The organism is Nonomuraea sp. NPDC049709 (assembly GCF_040674815.1).
In the GTDB taxonomy this organism is placed as follows: Bacteria; Actinomycetota; Actinomycetes; order Streptosporangiales; family Streptosporangiaceae; genus Nonomuraea.
In genome coordinates this window covers 1-2,289 of record NZ_JBFANM010000195.1, presented here as the reverse complement: position 1 = coordinate 2,289, position 2,289 = coordinate 1, and the positions used below count along the sequence as shown (strand labels likewise).

Here is a 2,289-nt window from a genome sequence, read left to right as displayed (position 1 = left end):
AGCGCAATCGGCGACATCGCACGCGCCGCTCTTGTCCTCACGCATTTCGAGCACAACTACCTACCGGCAATTCGCTGAGATCACGTCAGTGTCGGGCAATTGCCTGAGCTATGTCCGTAGCCGGGTCCGCTTACCTAGTCAGTAGCGACTCTAGCATTCGGTCATTAGCCCTGTTGTAGCAGGGTACGTTCAGGCGCTTGTGTTAAGCCGCGGGAACGGTTCCTGCGGCTTAGTCGCCATTGGAGCACTCGTATGTGCTGGTGCATCAGCGTGACGGTTGGCATCCGAAAGTCGTCTTTACGGCTGGCGACGGCGCATCTGCGCCATCGTGGCTGAGCCACTGCTGCCGCTCTTCGAACCGCTCACGCGACTTCCAGAGCCATCCATCCGGCTGATGGGTGAGCTCCCCATGTCGCGGCCGTGAAACCCACGTATTTCACGGGACACGTCATGTCCTTTGGCGTGCCTGTCTTCTCCCCGTGGATCTCGCTGTGCCATGCGCGAGTCCCCGAATGCAAGGAGTCGGTGATGGTCGATTCCCAAGCGAAGCTTCGCTTCAACTGTTATCTCCTCAAGGAGGAGGTGACGGACCCGGCACATGCCCTGCGTGCGCCATACCGTCCAGGCGGATCCAAGGAGATGATCCGACTGTCCCCCTCGTCTTCCGCCCCGGCCGGGGTCGTCGCCTACTTCAGCGCTCGCTCGGAGAAGGTGCCCGGGTGGGCCCAGGCGTTGACACCGCTGTTTCCTGACCTCAGCCAAGCCCTCAACACATCCAACCGCCTGGTGGTGTTCCTTCCTGTAGCGGAGCGACACTTCGCAGTCTGCTGGGGGTACGGGCAATCGACCCTTGAACACTCGGCGATCGAATCGAACTTCGGACTCCGCTTCGCGGCACGCTGCCTCGACCCGGAATCGCTCCACGAAGTGCGGAGCCGGCGGATCGACGCCTCCAGCCGCACGCAGTCGGTCCAGGTTCCCAAGGGGTCGGACCTACGGGACTTGGACGTTCCTCTGGAGGGAGAATTCGTCCGAAAGCTTTCTGGCCGACTGGGCGAGGTAGGAGTGGAATTCTCTGATCTCGGCGCGGTGGTGGCGACGAACTCGATCGCCTTCAACACCACAACCGATCTCGCCCATGTCCAAGAGGTGCTCGGCGACATGATGCGGGAAGTCGAGCAACGTGCTGCGCTCGATGAACTGACCTTCGTCGATGCGCTCGAACCACTGCGCAACGGCGATGAACTGGTCGATCGCCTGGAAACCTTGTTGATGGAACTCCTGCGGGAACAACCGGCTGACGACGCGGGCTCCGCAGAGCCTTCGCAGGACCTCAAGCATCACCTCCTCGAGTTCTCTCCTCCGGATGATGTCCGCGGCGAGGACATTGACAGCATCACAATCCAGAGGGGCGGAGCGTCCTTCACGATGCATGAGGCCACCCTGGGTGAGCTTAGGAAGGGGATCGCAGCTCTCGGCGGCAGGCTAGGCCGGAAATCACTCACCAGCATCAAGCTCATGGCCCACGGTCACGAAGGCGAGCCGGTCAGCATGATGCTGCCTCTCAAGAACTGGCTGGTCTTCGAAGCAGGAGATGCTCAACGTCGCCTCATCCTCACGCTGGGCAAATGGTTCGCCCTCTCCGAGGACTACACCCGCCAACTGAATGAAGACCTGCTCAAGATACAGGTGATCACAACGCACCTGGCACTCCCGGCCTGGGATACGACGGTTCACCCCAAGGAGGGCGACTACAACAAGGCCGCCGCCAGCGCTCGGCCCGATCTTGTGCTCCTCGACCAGGTCGACATCCGGGCCGGCGACAAGGGAGAGATCGAGGCATGTGACCTGCTGCATGAAGAGGGCTACCTGATCCACGTCAAGAAGTACTCCGCCAGCCACACCCTCAGCCATCTGTTCTCCCAGGGCACCGTCTCAGCGCAGGCGATCGCGAGCGATGACGTCTACAGAGACGCCTTCATCAAGGCGGTTACTGCGGAGAATCCTGTCTTCAGGAAGGTAGCTGAGAACGCGCCGGAAAGAGTGACGTACGCGATCGCGTTCAAAGGCATGAAGAAGCTTCCCGAGGAACTCCCCACCTTCAGCAAGGTCAACCTACGCGACTTCGTCAAGAGGCTTCGCAATCTCCGCATTGAGGCGAGTCTGTGCAGGATCCAGATCACCAGGTAGTGGCGCATGGCCTGGAACGCTCCCATACACCGAGTACTCGAGGTACCTGACAGGCGATCCGCAGTCTGGCAGGCAGAGCGAACGCACGGAGCTGTCCCA

The 2,289-nt window shown here is 60.9% G+C and carries 1 protein-coding gene; it reads left to right on the top strand.

Annotated elements, in window-relative coordinates; translation table 11 throughout:
- Positions 1-528 precede the first annotated feature (528 nt).
- Positions 529-2,190, top strand: a complete 1,662-nt coding sequence (locus AB0J69_RS61610; protein ID WP_364138660.1) for a DUF6119 family protein — start codon at positions 529-531, stop codon at positions 2,188-2,190.
- Positions 2,191-2,289: the final 99 nt, after the last annotated feature.